The 19,029-nt window shown below is 61.6% G+C and carries 14 protein-coding genes and 1 tRNA gene; 9 read left to right on the top strand and 6 right to left on the bottom strand.

Annotated features, from left to right (window positions below; all coding sequences use genetic code 11):
• Positions 1–282: 282 nt before the first annotated feature.
• Positions 283–1,056 (top strand): hypothetical protein, encoded by a 774-nt coding sequence (locus tag IH944_04390; protein MCH7903789.1) that lies wholly within the window; start codon positions 283–285, stop codon positions 1,054–1,056.
• Positions 1,057–1,087: 31 nt separating this feature from the next.
• Here the strand turns inward: IH944_04390 and IH944_04385 are convergent, their stop codons facing one another.
• The 6 genes from IH944_04385 to IH944_04360 all read right to left on the bottom strand — a co-directional run bounded on the left by IH944_04385 (position 1,088) and on the right by IH944_04360 (position 8,666).
• Positions 1,088–1,978 carry an endonuclease/exonuclease/phosphatase family protein gene (locus tag IH944_04385; protein MCH7903788.1) on the bottom strand — a complete coding sequence of 297 codons (891 nt, stop codon included), beginning with the start codon at positions 1,976–1,978 and terminating at the stop codon, positions 1,088–1,090.
• A 22-nt stretch (positions 1,979–2,000) separates the two neighbouring features.
• Positions 2,001–3,500, bottom strand: coding sequence for a DUF1501 domain-containing protein (locus IH944_04380; GenBank protein MCH7903787.1), 1,500 nt, complete (start codon positions 3,498–3,500; stop codon positions 2,001–2,003).
• 1 nt (position 3,501) lies between these two features.
• Positions 3,502–6,705 (bottom strand): DUF1553 domain-containing protein, encoded by a 3,204-nt coding sequence (locus IH944_04375; GenBank protein ID MCH7903786.1) that lies wholly within the window; start codon positions 6,703–6,705, stop codon positions 3,502–3,504.
• Positions 6,706–6,851: 146 nt separating this feature from the next.
• Positions 6,852–7,409: an acyl-CoA thioesterase gene (locus IH944_04370; GenBank protein MCH7903785.1), complete on the bottom strand. Its 558-nt coding sequence runs from the start codon at positions 7,407–7,409 to the stop codon at positions 6,852–6,854.
• A complete protein-coding gene (locus tag IH944_04365; GenBank protein MCH7903784.1) occupies positions 7,406–8,197 on the bottom strand; it encodes a triose-phosphate isomerase in 792 nt (263 codons plus the stop codon). Before IH944_04365 ends, IH944_04370 begins: the two co-directional genes overlap by 4 nt.
• A gap of 13 nt (positions 8,198–8,210) precedes the next feature.
• Positions 8,211–8,666 (bottom strand): OsmC family protein, encoded by a 456-nt coding sequence (locus IH944_04360; protein MCH7903783.1) that lies wholly within the window; start codon positions 8,664–8,666, stop codon positions 8,211–8,213.
• Between the two features lie 91 nt (positions 8,667–8,757).
• On the opposite strand from IH944_04360, the gene IH944_04355 reads away from it, so the two are divergent.
• The 8 genes from IH944_04355 to IH944_04320 all read left to right on the top strand — a co-directional run bounded on the left by IH944_04355 (position 8,758) and on the right by IH944_04320 (position 19,017).
• Positions 8,758–8,833, top strand: a tRNA-Cys gene (locus IH944_04355).
• A gap of 103 nt (positions 8,834–8,936) precedes the next feature.
• Positions 8,937–12,650 (top strand): tetratricopeptide repeat protein, encoded by a 3,714-nt coding sequence (locus tag IH944_04350; protein MCH7903782.1) that lies wholly within the window; start codon positions 8,937–8,939, stop codon positions 12,648–12,650.
• 229 nt (positions 12,651–12,879) lie between these two features.
• Complete coding sequence (locus IH944_04345) at positions 12,880–13,572, top strand: prepilin-type N-terminal cleavage/methylation domain-containing protein (protein ID MCH7903781.1); 693 nt, start codon at positions 12,880–12,882, stop codon at positions 13,570–13,572.
• A gap of 46 nt (positions 13,573–13,618) precedes the next feature.
• The gene (locus IH944_04340) at positions 13,619–14,347 is read left to right on the top strand and encodes a transporter (protein ID MCH7903780.1); all 729 of its coding nucleotides are present in this window, start codon (positions 13,619–13,621) and stop codon (positions 14,345–14,347) included.
• A gap of 127 nt (positions 14,348–14,474) precedes the next feature.
• On the top strand, positions 14,475–15,230 hold the full coding sequence (locus IH944_04335) for a segregation/condensation protein A (GenBank protein MCH7903779.1): 756 nt from the start codon (positions 14,475–14,477) through the stop codon (positions 15,228–15,230).
• Positions 15,227–15,847: an SMC-Scp complex subunit ScpB gene (scpB, locus tag IH944_04330; GenBank protein ID MCH7903778.1), complete on the top strand. Its 621-nt coding sequence runs from the start codon at positions 15,227–15,229 to the stop codon at positions 15,845–15,847. The genes IH944_04335 and scpB overlap by 4 nt, the downstream gene beginning before the upstream one ends.
• A 27-nt stretch (positions 15,848–15,874) precedes the next feature.
• Positions 15,875–16,597: an rRNA pseudouridine synthase gene (locus IH944_04325; protein ID MCH7903777.1), complete on the top strand. Its 723-nt coding sequence runs from the start codon at positions 15,875–15,877 to the stop codon at positions 16,595–16,597.
• A gap of 254 nt (positions 16,598–16,851) precedes the next feature.
• Positions 16,852–19,017, top strand: coding sequence for a DUF255 domain-containing protein (locus IH944_04320; protein ID MCH7903776.1), 2,166 nt, complete (start codon positions 16,852–16,854; stop codon positions 19,015–19,017).
• Positions 19,018–19,029: the final 12 nt, after the last annotated feature.

Below are 19,029 nucleotides of genomic sequence, written 5' to 3'. Positions count from 1 at the left end.
GAAACGCGCCGCGACCGGGAAGTGGCCGCTCCACGTGCGGAGCGGATTACTCGAACACCGCGAGCACCGGGATGTGGTCACTGAGCGCGAACGACTTCGGGTCGTCGGGGTTAGTGCGGAATGCACCTTCGAACAGCACGCGGCACTCGGTGAGGCGGTCGGCGAGCTGGGCCATGCGCCCAGACGTAGTCGATCCTCACTCGCGGCTCGGTGCTGGGAATGGTGAGATCGCCGCCGGTGCCCTTCGACTAGCGGTGGAAGGACAAAACGCGATGGGTAGCCATGCCGCCAAAGATTGCAGAAGCCGCGAAACATGTGGAAGCCACTTTCGCAGATGCCAGTGAGGTAACTTCGTCGGCGAGGATCATGCTGTTTCGCAAAGGAGTCTGGTGCGGCATAGCTGTTCTGTGCATACTTGCCGGATGTTCGAGTCGGTCCAAGAATGAGGCGGAAGCCTCGAACCAACAGGGTGATGAACCTGAAGCCTCGAACTGGCAAAGTGGTGAAATAGAAATCCCTCCAGGCGTTAAATACACCGAGGCATCGGCAGAGGACAACAGTAAGGCGTTCGATTTTCTGCAAAGCCTTGTTGACGAGGTTCGTCCAGCCGAGGAACTCAGGAAGAAAAGCCCGAAAGCCATTATATGCGGCCCAGGCCTGTGGAACGCCTTAAAGGACACGGCGCCAAAGGAGTTGCAGGACGCCATGCCCGCTACTTTCGTGATTCCGAATCTAGCGAGCGGAGAGGTGCAGAGCCTTGACGGCAGAGTATTCAAGACCGATGCACAGCAGGAAGAGTTTTGGGATCTTTTTCAGTTGTATTTGGACGCGTTTCGCTTGCTGCCCGAATTCAAACCCAAATTTCCAATACACGTTAGGAAAGCAAACGCGAATGAACTGCAATACTACTGGACGATAATTCCATACGAAAGCATCGAGGAGCCGTTTTTCGTCATTGCGATTGACGACACAAGCATTCTGTTTGACTTCATCGAAGAAGATGGGGAGCAGAAGGTGTTCACCGTTGACATAGTTCTTGGGATTGACGAAGAGTGAGAAACGGCAGCGGTCGCGAACGCTTGCTCCTCTACTCGAACACAGCCAGCACAGGGATGTGGTCGCTGAGCGCGAACGACTTCGGGTCGTCGGGGTTGGTGCGGAAGCCGCCCTCGAACAGCACGCGGCACTCGGTGAGGCGGTCGGCGAGCGGGCCGTGCGTCCAGATGTAGTCGATATACCGCGTCGGCGCGATGCTGTTGATGCTGAAACGGTTGTCGCCAACGCCTTTCGTCGCAATCGAATCCACAAGTCCCGCGTAGACCCATCGCCCGTATTCCGGTCCGTCCGGCAGGTGGTTCAGATCTCCCTGCAGGATCATGTCGCGGCCCGACTCGATGTCTGCCGACATCGCGGCGAGCATCTGCGCGACCTCCTTTCCGCGGGTCTCCACGTTGCCGGGGTGCAGGTGCGCGCTGTAAATAACGAGGTCGCCGTCGTCGGTCTTCAAAACAGCGCGGCCCCAGTGGCGCGTGAACAGACCCTTGACGTCGTCAGCGTCCACCCCTGCAGCCAACGGCTTGTTGGTCGATTCCGTAATCTCGAACCGCGTGATCACTGTCCCCGGATAGCCGCCGGGAAAGTACGTGTAGTTCATCCCCATACGGTCCGCGATCTCGGCGGAGACGGACTCGGCGGGAGACTCTTGGAACGTGACGATGTCCGGTTCGTAGAGCGCAAGCTCCAGCGCCATGCGGGCCGGCATCTGCTTGCGCGCTTCGCGCAGCACCGCCCTGTTTTCGTCAGTCGATGGGTACCCGCGACAGGCGAGGACGTTGTAGGTGATGGTGCGCAGAGCGCCCGCGCGTCGCCGGGGCGCGATCGCTGTAAGCATCTTTGGCGACACTGTCATTGCGAGCGCAATCCCGCCGGTCGCGGTGAGGAACTGTCTTCGGTCGAAGCGAAAAGATCGTTTTGACATGTTAAGGTTTAAGGCGATTTCTTTAACGGATCAGATCATGAACGACGTGGCCGTGGACGTCTGTGATGCGGAAGTCGCGGCCTTGGTACGGGAAGGTCATGCGCTTGTGGTCGACGCCCATCAGGTGCAGGATCGTCGCTTGCAGGTCGTGAACGTGGACCGCTCCCTCGTGGAACGAGTGCTTGTCCGGGTCGATCGCGTTGCCGTCGGAGTCGGCGATGTTGTAGCCGTAGTCGTCGGTGCGGCCGTACGTGATCCCCGGCTTAACCCCGCCGCCAGCCATGAACAGAGTGAAGCAACGCGGGTGGTGGTCGCGGCCGAAAACGGCGGGCTCGAGCGGCCCCTGCGAGTAGCTCGTGCGACCGAACTCCCCTCCCCAGACGATCAAAGTATCATCGAGCATTCCAAGGCGTTTCAAATCTTGGATCAAAGCAGCGGTCGGCTGGTCCGTCTCCTTGCACTGGTTCCGAATCGCGGCGTCGAGACCGCCGTGATGATCCCAGCCCTGGTGGTAGAGCTGGATGAATCGCACGCCCTTTTCCGCAAGCCGCCGGGCGAGCAAACAGTTCGCGCCGTACGTCCCCGGCTTGCGACTGTCTTCGCCGTAAAGCTCGAACACCGAGTCCGGCTCGTCGTTCAAGTCGGTGACCTCCGGGACGCTGGTCTGCATGCGGTACGCCATCTCGTACTGCGCGATGCGGCTCTCGATCTCGGGGTCGAGCTCCTTTTCGTACTGGATTCTGTTCAGTTCGCTCAGCCGGTCGAGCATCGCACGGCGCCCGGACTGGCAGACGCCGTCGGGGTTCGTGAGGTACAGCACGGGGTCGGCCCCTGAGCGGAACCGCACGCCTTGGTAGCGCGAATCGAGGAAGCCGCTGCCCCACAAACGCGCATATAGCGGCTGACCGCCCTGCCCCGCGCTGGCTAAAACAACGAACGCCGGCAGGTCGTCGGTCATCGATCCGAGCCCATACGAAACCCACGATCCGAACGACGGTCGCCCTGCGATCTGGCTGCCGGTCTGGAAGAACGTGATCGCCGGGTCGTGGTTGATCGCCTCGGTGAACATCGACTTGACGAAACAGATATCGTCGACGATCTCCGCGATGTGAGGGAGCAGCTCGCTGACCCACGCGCCGCTCTCGCCGTGCTGCTTGAACTCGAACGGCGACCCCGCAAGCGGAAGGATGCCCTGGTTGACGGTCATCGCGGTGAGCCGCTGCCCCCTTCTCACCTCGTCCGGAAGTGCAAGCCCGTGCTGTTCTCTTAGCAAGGGTTTGTAGTCGAACAGATCCTGCTGTGCGGGCCCGCCGGCTTGAAAGAGATAGATGATTCGCTTCGCCGTCGCTGCGTGGTGAAGCTGTCCCAGGACGCCCGGCACGGGCTCTTGGCCGGTCAGCCAATCGGGCAGGATCGACGCCAGCGCGAGCGAGCCGATGCCGCTCGCAGTATTTCCGAAGAACTCGCGCCTCGTCAGACCGAGGTTTCTGCCAAGAGGGTGTTCGGGGTCGAAGGGCACCATCTTATCGCCTCCAAATCACGGCGTCAGAGTTCATGATCGTCTGCACGGTCACTGTCATGGCGGCGACCTCCGTCGCTCGCAGGTCTATTGCGGGCTCCGTGTCGCCCACGTCGACGAGCGCGATAGAGCCGCTGATGCTTGCCCTGAAAACCCTTCTTTGCTCTCTGAGCGTCGCGAGGAGCACGTCCGCCTCTCGCTCGTCTGGCCTGCGTCCGGCCAGCCGGAGAAACGCTGCGTCGATCCGCTCCTTGTCCGTATTCTCCTGTTTCAAAACGAGCTCTGCAAGCACGCGCGCCGCCTCGACGAACTGCGGGTCGTTGAGCAGCACCAACGCCTGGAGCGGCGTGTTCGTGGTGGCTCGCCGGACGGTGCAGACCTCGCGCGAGGTCGCGTCGAAAATGAGCATGTTTGGCGCCGGTGCGGTCCTCTTCCAAACCGTGTAGAGGCTGCGGCGGTAGAGCGCCTTTCCGACGCTCTGACGGAAGGCCGGGGTCATCGTGTTGTTCTCGCGCCAGATTCCGGCGGGCTGATACGGGTTGACCGGCGCGCCGCCGATCGTTTTGTCGAGAAGACCGGCGGCGGCGAGCGCCGTGTCGCGAACCATCTCGGCGGAGAGACGGTAGCTCGGCCCGCGCGCGTAAAGGAGGTTGAGCGGGTCTCTCGACGCCAGCTCAGCGGTGAGGGCGGAGTCTTGGCGATAGGTAGCTGAGAGGACGACCTTCTTCAGAAGCGCTTTCACGTCCCAGCCGTTGTCGACGAAGTCTCGCGCGAGATAATCGAGCAGAGCAGGGTGCGTCGGTCGAGTTCCCTTCAGGCCGAAGTTCTCGGACGTCTCGACCAGTCCGATGCCGAACAGCATCTGCCAAATGCGGTTCACCGCGACGCGCGCGGTCAGCGGGTGGTCTGAATCCGTCAGCCATCGCGCGAGCCCGAGCCGATCCCCTTGTGCGCCAGGCTCCAGAGCAGGAAGCGTTGCCGGGACATCGCGCTCGACCCGGTTATCATCCGTCCTCGGGGCGTCGTACGCGCCGCGAGCCAAGAGGTGCGCCGGGATCTGCACGCGCGACTCTTCCATGACGGATATCTCATAGATCGCGGCCTCATGGTTGGCGAGATCCTCTTGCGCCTTCCGCACTGTCGCCTTCGCTGCGCGCACCTGCGGATCGATGGCGGAGAGATAGAGCCCCCGCAGCTCCTCGACGTTCGCAGCTGGTGCGCCGAGCGCTTCAGCCAGCGCCTTGCCATCGAAAAGGTCAGCGATTTCAAGAGCGCTCAAGGCCCGGTCGGCGAACGCAACATCGTCGATCTTTCCGCCTTTGAATCCGAGGTCGCGGAACCGCTGGCCGAACGCCCAGTCTCCACGGCTCGGCCCAAGGTCGCCGTAAGCGTTGATCTCTTTCCAGATGCGGTCGTTCAAGATCTTCGTTTGGACCTGTTCGCTGTCGACGTAGATTTTGAGGCCATCCGCCTGTCCGCTTCCGTCGAACGACCACGCGACGTGCGTCCACACTCCCGGCTCGATCTTCGCGAGAGACTTGACGGCGATGCCGTTGCCGGGCCAGTGGCGCATCACTCGCGCTGTCAGATAGCCGCCTTCGAGCATCAGGTCGAACCCGCAGAACCCGACGTCGGTTCCGCCGGTCCGGTGCATCAGAACGACCTGCTGTTCGTTGCCCGGATCGCTGACCCAGAAAGACCAAGTGAACTCGTCCCACCTCTCTCGTCCTGGCAGGCCCCTGACGGCGATGCCGTTGTCGCCGTCGAACACCACAGACTGCCCAGACTGCCCAGACCGCCCACTGGCGAGTTCAACCACCAAAAGCCGTTCCGCGAACGGCTTGCCTTGGATCCTGTTCGCAAACTTCCCTTCGCTGATCTCGTCGAAGGAGAACCGGGCGATCAGTCCGGCGATGTTTGGCTCCGTCGGATCAGTCCGATCGGACAGATCGGATGCAAGCCAAGATTGGAACCGGTCTTCCGCATCTGACCTCGCCTTCGCATAACTTCCCCGCGCCTTCTCTGCCTCGAGCCTTAGCTGCGACAGCTGTGTCGCCTGCTCGTCCGTCGGCAGCAGCATCGACGGCGTCGGGACTATCTCAGAGCTGAGAAGAAGCCCGTACTCGTCGATCGAGTTGAAGTACGCGAACATTTGGTAGTACTCCTTCTGCGTGATCGGGTCGAACTTGTGATCGTGGCAGCGCGCGCATCCGACGGTCAGCCCGAGCATCGCAGTGCCGAACGTTTCGACGCGGTCCGAGGCGTACTTGGTCTTGAACTCCAGCGCGATCGAGCCGCCCTCGTTCGACTGTCTGTGGAGGCGGTTGAACGCCGTGGCTAGCCGTTGGTCTTGGGTCGGTTCATCTAGCAGGTCGCCTGCAAGCTGCCACGTCAAAAACTCGTCGTAAGGAAGGTTGTCGTTGAACGCCCGCACGACCCAGTCTCGGTACGGCCACGTCGGCATCAGCAGGTCGGACTGGTAGCCGTAGCTGTCGGCGTAGCGCGCGGCGTCCAGCCACTCTGTCGCAATCCGTTCGCCGTAGTGCGGGCTGGCGAGCAGCCTGTCCGCCGTCTCTTCATAATCGCCGTCCTCCGGAAACTCTTCGATCTCCTCTTCTGTCGGTGGTAGGCCCGTTAAGTCGAGCGTAACGCGCCTCAGCCAGCGTAGCCTGTCGGCCTCCGGGCTCGGGCTCAGCCCCTCGCTCTGCAAACGCGCGAGGATGAAACGGTCGATGTCGTCCCTCGGCCAGTCGCTCTGCACGTTCGGAACGGCGACAGACTTCGGCAACGGCTCGAACGACCAGTGGCGGTCGTACTTTGCTCCTTCTGCGATCCACCGCGTGATCGTCTCAATCTCATCCTGTGTCAGTTTCTTGCCGCTGTCAGGCGGCGGCATCGGCGTGTCGGGGTGGGTGATGCGCTGGACGACGAGGCTCTCTTCCGGCTTGCCTGGAACGATCGCGAACCGGCCATCGCGGTCGGCGAACGCGCCTTCTGGGATATCCAAGCGCAGTCCAACCTGACGGGTACCTCCGTCCGGGCCGTGGCACAAGAAGCAGTTTTCTGAGAGGATCGGGAGCACGTCTCGCGAGAAGCTGACCCTCTCTTGTGCAGGCTCCTGTTCGGCAGTGAGCACAGTGCCGGTCGTGAATACGCCCGCGCTCACCACGAGCACGATCCACGTGTAGGCGCTGCCGAGCCTCAGCATACGCCGAGGTTACCAAACTAGCCGTCGATCAGCGAGAGAAGTTGGGGAGAGGAGACAGATTGTTCCCTCTGTGTAGCCGTCAAAGAAGCGCGATCCACAACCCTTGTTCGTGATTCCAGGTTTTTCCAGCTCCCCCATCAAATCGCCTACAGCTTTTCTAGCACGCCTTTCGGATCGGCAACTAGCGCGTCCAACTCTCCGTCTTCGCACAGCGCAAGGATCTCGTGGAGCTGCACCATCTGCTCGACCCGGGACTTTCTGAGGTTGCGCCTCGCAAACCCCTCTAGGAACCGCACCTTCTCTTCCCTGGTCTCGCAGACGAGCCTCGGCACCTTTGTCGGCTTGCCGTCATCGTCGAGCGCTACCATGGTGACGCGCGCGGTGTTCGTGTGCCGGCGCTCGTCTTTCGCAAGGTTCGTCGCGAAAACGTCGATCGTCACCTCTAGCGACGTAGTGCCGACGTAGCTGACAAACCCCTCCATCTCGACGAGGTTGCCGACCTCGACCGGCTGGTGGAAGTCCACCCGATCGAACGAGGCTGTCACGCAGATCCGCCCCGCGAACTTTTGAGCCGTCGCAGATGCCGTAAGGTCCACCATCGCGAGGATCGATCCGCCGAACACGTGACCGAGCACGTTGGCGTTGTTCGGCGTCATAACCTGCGCCATGCGAAGCCGGGTCTCAGAAACGCGCTTGCCGCTCATGCGCACATCACGATCCTAGCAAACGCTTTGGCATCGAGGCTTGCTCCGCCTACCAGGGCGCCATCAATCTCCTTCTGCGCGAACAGCTCCTTGGCGTTCTCGGCGTTCACGCTGCCTCCGTAGAGCACCCGCACACTGTCAGCGACCTCCACGTCCGAAAGCCCAGCAACGACGCTACGGATATGTCCGCAAACCCGCGCGGCCTCCTGCGGCTCGCACACGTTGCCCGTGCCGATCGCCCACACTGGCTCGTAAGCCACGACGAACGTGAAAAGCTCGCTCGAATCAACACCCTCCAACGCTACCGTAAGCTGTTCTTGAACAACCGAATCCGTACTCCCGGCGTCGCGCTCCGCAGCGGTCTCCCCGACACAGAGGATCGGCATGATCGAACAGAACAGCAGAGCCCGTATCTTGAGGTTGACGGTCTCATCCGAGTCGGCGAACATAAGAACCTGGGTCGTGGAAAGCTCCGTCGAGCCGAACCTTCCACGCGCCTCGGAGTGACCGACGATGCAGTACTCGACGCCGACCTCAGCGAGCTGCATCGCGCTCACCTTGCCGGTGAACGCCCCGCTGTCTAGCCAGAAGCAGTCCTGCGCTCCGAGCTTGACGTGGGTGTTCTTGATCGCCTGCCGCACGCGCTGGATCGCAAGGTACGGCGGGCAGACTACGACGTCCACGTCCCACATCCTGTCGACCTTCTCGGCAAACGACTCTACGAGGGCGACGCCCTCTGCAGTCGTCAGGTTCATCTTCCAATTGCCGACCACGAGCTTCGTTCGCATACGCTAACACCTTCTATGACTTGACGATCACCGGCTGGACTTCGATTTCCACCTTGCCGCGAATCGAATTGGTGATGATGCAGTACATGTCCGCCTTGTGCGCCATGTCTTCGGCCAACTCGACCTGTTCGTCCGTTGCGTCCGAGGCCAGAGTGATCTTTGGCCGAACCGTGACCTTCTTGTAGGTGAACTGCGGGCCGTTCTCCTCCACTTCGCCGACTGCGTCCACAGCGATGCCGACGACCGGCAACTTTCGGTTCTCAGCGATGATCCCGAACGTCATGGCGTAGCATCCAGCCACCGCCTTCGTGAGCAGCTCCTCGGGATTCGTGCCCTCTCCGGTGCCGCCGAACTCGGAGCCGACCGCCAGCGCAGAGCCGACGCCGGACCTCTCAGACGCCACTTTGCCGGAACCCCCGCGACCTCCGTTCCATTGGACGTTTACAGGGTACTCATGAAGCTTCGCCATGCGACCAGTCTACACCTTGGAACAAGGTCGGCTCGGGTAGGGCCTTCAGGTTCAAAGGTGGGGCCCTGCGGTAAAATGGCACCGCAATCGAGGCGTAGTGCCCAAGTGGTTAAGGGAACGGTCTGCAAAACCGTCATTCAGCGGTTCGAATCCGCTCTACGCCTCCAAAATTTCAATCTGAACTGCGGGATAGTCGACAGCGTGTTCACGCTCAAGTGCCCTTGACTTCTCCCGCAGCATGGACTATCTTATTCGTCAGATAGCGGAGGGATGATGATGTTACGAACGCCGCTAACGCTTGCTGTCGGAATCGCCCTCGCGGGGGCGCTCTTATCGGTGCCCGACCCATCTTGGGTTGGAGGTACGCCGTCGCAGGACGCCCAGACGAAGGGGCTGATCGTGGAGAGCGTGGAGCCGGGCTCTGCGGGGGAGAAGGCGGGGATCGAGGCCGGGGACCGGCTGATGACGTATGACGGTAAGCCGCTGACCTCGCCTGCGAAGCTGCGCGCGCTGGAGGAGAACACGTTCGGTCCGGAGAGCGTGAAGCTGCGGCTTGTGCGCGGGGATGGGACGTTGAGCCTCGAGGTGCCGCTGAGGTCTTTGGGCATCGTTGCGTGGCCCGATCTCTCGCCCGAGGTGCTGAAGCTGTATTCCGAGGGCTCTACGCTGCTGGAGTCGGGCGCTTCGGACGAGGCGGTCGCGAAATGGACCGACGCTGCGGGAGCGGCCGAGAAAGAGGGCGACAAAACGTCCGCGTCCTGGCTATATCGCCGGATGGCGAGGATTTTGTTCCGCCAGCGGAATTGGGAAGGGGCACTGCAGTCGAACGAGTCCGCCCTGGAACTGTTGTCGGGTAGCGGAGATATGGCGGCGCGATCGAAAACTTTGTCATCCCTCGGTCGATGCAGCCAAAACCTGAACGATTTTGACGCGGCCAAGGAGTGGTACGACCAAGCTTGCGAGGCAAGTGAAGGTGCGGGATACGAACTCTGGTTAGCGGACATGTTAACGAGTGTGGGCATTGTCGCAGACATGCGCGGCGACCCTCGCGCAGCGGAATCGTATTTCCTGCGAGTACTGGAGATCAGGGAGCGTCTCGCTCCCGACTCGCTCGACGTGGCTGGGAGCCTCAACAACCTGGGGATCGCCGCACGCGGCCGAGGGAACCTGAAGGCGGCGGAGGAGTACTTCAGGCGCTCTCTGGCGATCAAAGAGCGTCTGGCTCCGGACTCGCTCGACATGGCTGGGAGCCTCAACAACCTGGGCGCTGTCGCCTACGACCGTGGCGACCCAGGTGCAGCGGATTCGTATTTCCTGCGCGCGCTGGCTATTGAGGAGCGTCTAGCGCCCGATTCACTCGCCGTTGCCGCAAGCTTGAACAATCTGGGGATCGCCGCAGGTGGCCGAGGGAACCTACAGGCGGCGGAGAATTATTACGCGCGTGCGTTGGAAATCAAGGAACGTCTGGCCCCCAATTCGCTCGATGTGGCAATGAGCCTCAACAACCTGGGCAACGTCGCATCCAAACGTGGCGACCTGCAGGCGGCGGAGGAGTACTACAGGCGCTCTCTGGCGATCAAAGAGCGTCTGGCTCCGGACTCGCCCAGCGTGGCCGTGAGCCTCAACAACCTGGGCAACGTCGCATCCAAACGTGGCGACCTGCAGGCGGCGGCGGAGTACTCCAGGCGCTCTCTGGCGATCAAAGAGCGTCTGGCTCTGGACTCGCTCGAGGTGGCAATGAGCCTCAACATCCTGGGCGCTGTCGCCTACGACCGTGGCGACCTGCAGGCGGCCGAGGAGTATCACAAGCGCGCGCTGGGGATCAGGAAGCGTCTCGCTCCCGACTCGCACGACGTGGCTGGGAGCCTCAACAACCTGGGATTGGTAGCATACGACCGTGGCGACCTCCAGGCAGCCGAGGAGTATTATAAGCGCGCGCTGGCAATAAAGGAGCGTTTCTCTCCGGATTCTCTCCACGTGGCACTTAGCCTCAACAACCTGGGAAGCGTCGCATCGCGGCGTGGCGACCTGCAGTCAGCAGAGGAGTATCACAAGCGCGCGCTGGGGATCAGGAAGCGTCTCGCTCCCGACTCGCTCGACGTGGCTGGGAGCCTCAACAACCTGGGATTGGTAGCATACGACCGTGGCGACCTTCAGGCGGCGGAGGAGTATCACAAGCGCGCGCTGGCTATTGAGGAGCGTCTCGCCCCGGATTCGCTCGACGTGGCCACGATTCTCTACAGCCTGGGCGTTGTCGCGTCCGACCGAGACAACTTCGCTGACGCAGTCCAGTACTGCTCGCAAGCGATCGAGATCATCGAGTCGCAACGTGGGTCGATACGCTCCGCTGAGGTCCGTTCGTTGTTTCTCGGCAGGCAATTCTATGCGTATGCCGGACTGCTCCGCGCGCACGTGGCGTTGGCGGATGGAGCTACGGCCTTCGACGTTGTCGAGCGCAGCCGCGCGCGCGGCCTGGCGGACCAGATCGCCGAACGGGGAGTGGACTTCACGGCAGACGCGCCGGTAGTGCTGGTCGAAGAACAGAACGAACTTGATGCTAATAGAGCAAATGCTTATTCCATGCTCGCAAAGCTCGCAGACAAAGCCGACCCAGCTCGGGAGGACGAGCTGCGGGCGGAGATACTGAGCCTCAAGGTCCAGCAGCGCGAGCTGGACGCCGAGTTCCGAAGAGTGTCGCCGAAGTACGCAGCGGTCCAGTACCCGCAGCCGCTCGACCTTGAGGGATCGCAAGCTGCGCTGGACAAGGGAACGTTGCTGCTCACCTATTTTGTGGACAGGGAGGAGACCTACCTCTTCACCCTCCTGGGAGGAGAAGGAGCGCGGAAGGAGAAAGACTACGGCCTCAAGCTGTACCGTTTGAAAGCCGGCGCAGAGGAATTGCAGCAGCTCGTCGAAGAATTCAGGGCCTTGATCGTCGTGGGGGGAGCGGTAGTGCAAAAAGGCAAGGACCTGTACGACCTTCTCGTCCGGCCTGCCGAATCCGAAGTAGAAAGAGCCGAGCGCGTCCTGATCTGCCCCGACGGCCCGCTCCACAACCTGCCGTTCGCGGCGCTGGTCACCAAGGTCGAAGATCCCAGCGCGAGCAAGACCAGGCAAAGAGAAACCGTGCGCGGCGCCTGGCGGGCAGGGCAAAGAGGCAGCAAGCCGGTTCCCGTACCGCCCGCCGAAGGCTCGCAGGACCTCGCGAACGCCCGCTTCTTCACAGAAGCGAAGCCTCTGCACACCATCGTCTCGATGACGGTCTACGCAGAGGCCCGCCTGCAGTGGGAGGAATCCCCGAAGGAGTACGAGTACGAGTACGAGATTCTCGCCTTCGGCGACCCGGCGTACGGAGGGAACTGCAACGAGGAAGAGGCCGATCAGGACTCGCGCATTCGTCGCAGCAGTCTAAGGTCGGGCGAACTGTCGCGCCTTCCGTTCACGCTGGTTGAAGTGGAGTCCATCGCCGCGCTGTTCGGCGACGCTGCCATAGTCCGTCTCGGCGCAATGGCGACTGAGACGGAGGCGAAGGAGCTTTCCCCGAGGGCGCGCATCGTGCACTTCGCCTGCCACGGGCTGCTGGACGACGAGGACCCGCTGGCGTCCGGCCTTGCGCTCGTGGCATCTGGGAGCGACGACGGCTTCCTGCAGGCCTGGGAGATCTTCGAGGGGTTCCGTCTGAACGCGGACCTCGTGGTGCTCAGCGCGTGCGAGACGGCGCTCGGAGAAACTACAAGAAGCGAAGGGGTCATCGGCCTGACTCGCGCATTGCAGTACGCCGGCGCGCGCAGCATCGTCGTTAGCCTGTGGAGCGTCCAGGACGACAGCACGTCGGCCCTGATGGTCGCGTTCTACACGGAGCTGATAAAAGGAGCGGCGAAGGACGTCGCCCTGCAGCGTGCCATGGACTCGATCCGCGAAGACCCGAGATGGCGCCACCCGTTCCACTGGGCGCCGTTCATGCTCGTCGGGGATTGGCGATAGGCAATCATGTCGAAGTGGGACTTCCCCTATTCAGCCGACTCCACGTTCATTCTTTCATCCGGAATCAACTGATTAGCGCAGGTTCAAATGCAAAACTAAGTAACCTGTGTCCGAACTGGAGTAAAGGTCTTCAAAACCGTCATTCAGCGGTTCGAATCCGCTCTACGCCTCCAGAACTTCCTCTCAGCGGCACCTATGGCGAGAGAGAAGCCGTACTGATCCCTGGCAGATGAAGAATCGACGAAACGCCGCATTCACTTTGATCGAACTGCTCGTGGTGATCGCTATCATCGCTATCCTGGCGGCGATCCTGTTCCCCGTCTTCGCGCGTGCCAAGGAGAAGGCCAAGCAGACCGTCTGCATGAGCAACATGCGGCAGATCGGGATGGCGCTGCAGCTGTACCTGATCGACAGCGACGATCGGCTACCGGATCGGCGCGACCTGAAAAACTCGCTGCCGGGAGGGTGGAAGCCGTGGACGACGTGGCCCAGATCGGATCCGAGAAGCGCGTGGGCGATGATCGTCCTCCGTCCGTACGCCAAGAGCGATGAAATCTGGATCTGCCCGACCGCGAAGGGCGTTTTCTCCGGCGCGGTACAGGTCGAGCAGGCCGCGTTCAACGGCAACATCACAAATTACTGGATGTGGCGGTTCGACAGGCCAGACACGCCGATACCGCTGGACAACCTATGGGGCAAGACTCCGGAGATAGCGGTGGGGGATTTGCAGAGGGCGAACAGCCCGTACATCGGCGTGCCGGACGGGGTGTCGGACGTTGAAATCCTAGTCGACCCGTACTTCCCCGGCACGATACCTTCCACGCCGGAGCGGTACCGGGGCAAGGCCGTTCACTTCGGCGGGCGGAACAGGGTGTTCCTCGACACGCACGCCAAGTTCCTGCGGGATCGGCGGACGGAATAGCCCGATAGCCTTGACAGATTGAAGCCCGCGCCAGCAAAATTAACCTATGTTAACTTTTGTCGGCCTCGGGGCTCTCTTACTTCAAATCGCCGCGAGCGATCTCAAGTCCGCTCCCATCTCTACCGACCGACCTGACTTCACCGAGGGGTCTCGCGCGGTGCCCGTCGGTGCCCTTCAGTTCGAGACCGGCATGACCTACGAAGAGCTGAACGGCGCAGGCAACGCTACAAGCATCGGCGAGGCCCTGATACGGTACGGGTTCCAGCCCGGTTCGGAGTTGCGGCTCGCGCTCCCGAATCATCTCTCAGTGAACGGAACCAGCACCGACGTCACCGGCTTTGGAGACGTTGCCATCGGTTTCAAGCAGGAGCTCAACGGTGACGAGAAAGTCGAGTTCGCGCTTCTCGGCCAAGTCGCGTTCCGTACCGGCGATGCCGGGTTGCGCGCAGCCCATACGACGCCGATGGCAGCATTCATATGGGCCACAGAGTCCGGCGGCACCTCGTTCGGCGGTCAGATTCAGGCAGAGTGGCCGGGAGGAAGAACCGACTTAAGACACACGTTCGTTGTAGGATTCCCGGCTGGAGACCGACTCGGCGCGTTCGTTGAGCATGTCGTCGACTTCGGCGAAACCATGAGGCCAGGCCACATCCTTCATTTCGGGCTGACGTTCCAGCCGGACAGAGACACCCAATGGGATTTCCACATCGGATTCGGGGTCTCCAACGGAGCGCCGGACAGTTTCGTCGGCTTCGGCTATGCGAGGCGAACCTGACGGCGAATGGAGGTCTAGTGGAAAAACAGGCCTGTTTGTCGGCGGCAAAGGACAGTGTCGGACCGTCTGGATGATAACCTGTTGTTTAGCTAGTCCGGCGTTGGGGTGCCTGGGCAGTTGTTGGTCAATGCCACACCGTTCTGAAATCGTCAGTCGCGAAAAGCTCGGCCCGCTGGGGTTTTACGCCCCACCGGAAATTCACGTCGAGTGCGACGCGTTCCGCGGCTCGCTGGCAACTCTGTTCGAGTGCGTCCGCGAGCAGAAGATCGAGTTGCTGGGCGTCCCGCTAGCGCCGATCTGCGAGGCGTACTTTGCGTACCTGCTCGAAAACGCCGAGCACGATCTTGAGAGCGCCGCCGTCGCGCTCGCTGCGCTGTCATATCTGCTTGAGAGGAAGGCGTGGCTCTTGCTCCCGAACGAGTCCGACGAGCCGGAGGGCGACGAAGTGCTCGAGGCGATCCTGCCGTACATCGACGAGTTCAAGCCGGCGATCACCGCCCTCAGCGAACTCAAGGAGAGCCGAGAAAGCGTGTTCTTCCGCAGCCTCAACGGCCGCGGCGACACGTTTGAAATGCCGCTGGATTCGTCGAGCGTCACGATCGACGCCCTGGGGAAGGCGCTTGTCCGCCTGCTCGAACGCGCGAGGCCAGATCTCAACGGTGCCCTCACTCAAGATCGGCGAATGCTGAGCGAGGAAATGGTCGTGGTCATGTTGGCGTTGCCAGAGGAGTTCGCATCGCTCGACGAGATCGTTGTCGGCGATTTCACGCGATCCGACGTTGTGTGGTGGTTCCTCGCCCTGCTGGAACTCATCCGCCTCGGCCAGGCTGTCGTCAAGTTACGCAAGGGAGAAGCGCTCTTCCGCAAGGAGATTCGGTCGTGAGGCTGATCGAGAAGGTTCAGGCGCTCCTCTTCGTCGCGGATTCTCCCGCGACGCCGGAAGAGTTAGCGGACGCCTTGGAAATGCCGATCTATGAGATCGAAGAGGCGCTTGAAAAGCTGGGCGCCAAGCTGACCCACGAGGGCGCCCTCCAAATCGTGCGAATCGCCGGCGGGTATCAGATTTGCACCAAGCCGGAGGCGGCAGAGTACGTCGCACGGTTCCTCAAGCCGCAAAAGCAGAAGCTCAGCCGCAGCATGATGGAGGTGCTGGCGATCATCGCGTACAAACAGCCCACCACGATCGCAGAGATCGACGAGGTCAGGGGCATGCAGAGCGACTACGGCCTTCGCAGCCTGATCGACCGGCGCTTGATCGCGGAGGTCGGACGGAAATCAACACCAGGACGCCCCGTGCTCTACGGCACGACGCAACAGTTCTTGCACCTCTTCAATCTGGAGAAGATCGAAGACCTCCCAACGGTCGAGCTGAACGTCAATGCGGTCGGAGCGGACGTCGTGCCCGAGCAACCGGCCTTGATAGACTCCGCAGAAGAGCCGCAGCCGGACTTGATCGACTCCGCTGAAGAGCCGCAGCCGGCCGACCCCGCGGCGGTCTAAACTAGGGCAAGAATGCCAGATCCTGAAGTGATGCGTCTGCACCGCTACATTGCGCTGTGCGGGGTTTGCAGCCGCAGAAAAGCGGAAGACTTGATCGTCGAAGGGCGGGTGTCCGTCAACGGCGACACGGTTCGCCAGCTCGGCACAAAGGTCTCCGATATCGACGATGTGCAGGTCGATGGCAAGACGATCGCGCTTGCGGATCTGATCTACGTCGTCATGTTCAAGCCTGTCGGGTTCATCACTACGATGTCCGATCCTCAGGGCAGAAAAACCGTTCAGGACCTGCTGCCAAAGTTGCCTACGCCGGTCAAGCCGGTCGGGCGTCTGGACGTGAACTCCGAGGGGCTCCTGCTGCTGACCAATGACGGCGATCTCGCAATGCGCTTGACCCATCCGCGCCACTCAGTGCCCAAGACGTACGTCGCCAGCGTCGACGGTGTTCCGAACGAGAGGTGCCTTGAGCGGCTACGCCGAGGAATCACCGTCGAGGGAAAGCGCACGGGCCCGGCTAGCGTCAAGCTCATCAGCGCTCATCGAAACGGCAGGAACTCACGCATCGAGATTACGATCAAGGAAGGTCGCAACCGGCAAGTGAGGAGTATGCTCGCGGCAGCCGGCCACCCGGTCGCATCGCTCAAACGAACGGTATTCGGCCCGCTAAAACTGCGCGGTATGAAGCCTGGAGAGTGCCGGATTCTCGGCCAAAAGTTGGTCTCCCAACTTCGCAGCCGAGCCGGTCTTGACTAGAGTTCTCTCCCCCAATTGTGTGTCCACATTACAGAGACATTTACTGCCTCCGCGATTGCTAGGGTGCCTTGTCTTGGCGTGATTCCGGCCACCGAGACGACCAGAACCATCCCTTATGTTCGGCCAACTTCCGCACGTCTTTATAGAATTATTGTTACAGTCCGGCGGCGCGATAGAGACCCAAGACCGCCAAGCGTGCGATTCGAAGTCTGATCCGTCCTGAAGCAATCGCTGGACGTCGGTCAAAATGATGCATGGCAAACCGTCTCGCAAGCGAGACTTCGCCGTATCTGAGACAGCACTTGGACGACCCTGTGCACTGGCACGCGTGGGGCAAGGAGGCGCTCGACAAGGCTTTGGCAGAAGACAAACCGATCTTCCTAAGCATCGGATACAGCGCCTGCCATTGGTGCCACGTCATGGCGCACGAATGCTTTCAGGACCAAGAGATCGCCGACGCGCTGAACCAGTACTTCATCAGCATCAAGGTCGATCGGGAGGAGCGGCCCGACGTAGACGAGGTGTATATGGCGGCGGTGCAGATGGCGACGGGCCATGGCGGGTGGCCCATCAGCGTCTTCCTGACGCCTTCCAAGGCACCGTTCTACGCCGGGACGTACTTCCCCAAGGAAGCGCGCGGCGACTACCCCGGATTCCGCACCGTCGTGTCCAGCCTAGGTCAGAGCTGGGAGTCGCAGAAAGAGCAGGTGAGGAAGACTGCTGAGAAATTTGGCGAAGCGCTGCGGAGCGCGTTCTCAAAGCCAGCTGGGCGGCTGGCGCAGGCGATGGAGTACACCCAGCTCGACGCGTGCGTCTCGCAACTGCACGACAGCTTCGACTTCGAACACGGCGGCTACGGAGATCGCCCGAAGTTCCCGCCGCATACAACGATCCAGTTCCTGATCGAGTACGCAGCCCAGCGCCACGTCTTTGGCGGCGACGCCTCGACGATCGACGACCTCTCGGGCCGGGCTGGGCACATGGCGCTGTTCACGCTGGAGAAGATCGCGCTCGGCGGCATTCACGACCACGTTGGCGGCGGATTCCACCGGTACTCGGTCGACGAGAACTGGGGGCTGCCGCACTTCGAGAAGATGCTGACCGACAACGCGCTGTTGCTCCACCAATTCGCAGCCGCAGAAAAGTCGACGGGCGACGAACGTCTTGCGTCGCTCTTTCACCGGACGATCGACGGCACGATGCGATGGATCGAAGGCTCTATGACGTCGCCGGAGGGCCTGTTCTACTCGTCCGTCGACGCCGACTCGGATGGCGGAGAGGGCCTTTTCTACACATGGACGGCGGATGAGATCGCGGACGTTTTGGGCGAGCGCGCAGCCACGTTCTGCGACGCATACGACGTCTCGGCCGAGGGCAACTTCGATGACGAAGCGACTCGAGAGCCGTCGGGGCGCAACGTACTCCGGCTCGGGCAGGATCAAGGGGACGCGTTTGCGGACGACCTGCGCAAACTCGCTGAAGCCAGATCCAGCCGTCCAGAACCCGGCGTGGACGACAAGTGCTTGGCTGGCTGGAACGGCATGATGATAGGAGCGGCCGCAGTGACCGGACGGCTTGAGCTTGCAGAGCGCGCCGCGACCGCCTGGCTCGACCTCATACAGAGCGGGCGGCTGCCTCGCCAATTCTGCAAAGGCAAACCATCAGGTCTGGGCTTCCTCGACGATTACGCCTCGATGGCGAACGGCCTTCTCGATCTGCACGACGCCACTGGCAACGAACGTTGGCAGAGCGCGGCGTCCGAACTCGTCGACGAGATGTGCGCGCTGTTCCGCGACGAAGATCGGGGCGGCTTCTTCCTGACGAGCAACGAGCACGAAGAGCTGTTCGGCCGCATGAGGCCGGTGACCGACGGCTCAACGCCGAGCGCCTCCGCAGAGGCAGGTCGCGTACTCTGGCGCCTGGGCAGAAGCGACGAGACGAGAGAGCTGTTGAGCGCGTGCGCAGGCTGGATGCAGCGCCTGCCGACGGCTACCACCAGCCTGCAGAGCTTGGCCCTTGACTACATGCTCGAGCACAGGGACGGAGTGGCCGTCTCTGGCTCAGCGCCGCCAAGCATCGACGTGAGAATCGAGCCCGCTGAGATAGAAGCTGACGAGCAGGGCTGGGGGCACGCCGAGGTCGTCATCGACCTGCCGGACGGGTGGCACATCAACACCGACGATCCACCGGCAAACTGGCTGACACCGACCTCGCTTCACGTCGAGGGCGTGCTCGGAGAGGCGTCGTTCCCGGACGGAGAAAACGACCAACTGAAGGGGCAGGTGCGGATTGCCCTGCGCCTGCGAACGACGAGTCCGAAGGCCGACTTCGAGGTTCAACTGCGGTTCCAGCCATGTACAGATTCCGAGTGCCTCGAACCTATGGAGCGGGTTCTTTCCGGCGTGCTGAAGAAGCCTTAATGTAAACTCGCG

Source organism: Armatimonadota bacterium, from assembly GCA_022563855.1.
GTDB lineage: Bacteria > Armatimonadota > Fimbriimonadia > Fimbriimonadales > Fimbriimonadaceae > JADFMN01.
This window is presented reverse-complemented; position numbering and strand designations above follow the sequence as displayed.